This is a genomic window from Vibrio sp. 2132-1, from assembly GCF_033344315.1.
Genome location: NZ_JAWPON010000532.1, coordinates 1 through 614, shown reverse-complemented (window position 1 = coordinate 614; position 614 = coordinate 1). Strand labels below are relative to the sequence as shown.

Annotated in this window: 1 protein-coding gene; it reads right to left on the bottom strand. The window is 46.9% G+C overall.

The genetic code is table 11. The features are described from left to right. Positions 1 to 614 (bottom strand): EAL domain-containing protein (locus R8N47_RS26480; RefSeq protein ID WP_318186267.1); only part of this gene is annotated, 614 nt, incomplete at both ends.

Here is a 614-nt window from a genome sequence, read left to right as displayed (position 1 = left end):
TTATCGATGTCTCGAATCAAGCTGCCATCCAGCTTTATCACTTCCGGCTCTAGCTTTAAGATCTCATCAATATTGGAGTATCCAGAACCAAAATCGTCCACGATAATACGCGCACCCAGTTTTCTGAAATGGCTGCACACTTCTATCATACGACCGTAATCTTTAATCTGTTCAGACTCCAGTACTTCCAGCCCTATCCGCGTCGGGTCATTCAACTGGCTGATTTCATGCTCCAGCAACATCAACGTTTTGTCGCTCCACAAATCTTGCGGAGACCGGTTAATCGAGAAATCCCCTTTCTTATCTCGCATGTAATGCAGCGTCGAGCGGATCATGTGACGACTCAATCTGGTGTACAAATGCGTGTCTGAGATGATCGGTAAAAATCGCCCTGGAGCAATCACTGTTCCGTCTTCTTCTAAAATCCGCACCAGACATTCTTGGCTGGCAGGAAGATGACTGTAAGCGTGCACAATCGGTTGGCTATACGTAATAATGTTCTGCTTGAGAATCGCGCGGCTGACGCAACTCAACCACCCTAGTTGCTCTTTACGTACATCTTCACTGACTTCGATGTCTTTAGCGTTGCAAATATGCGTGTTGCTGCGAACGCC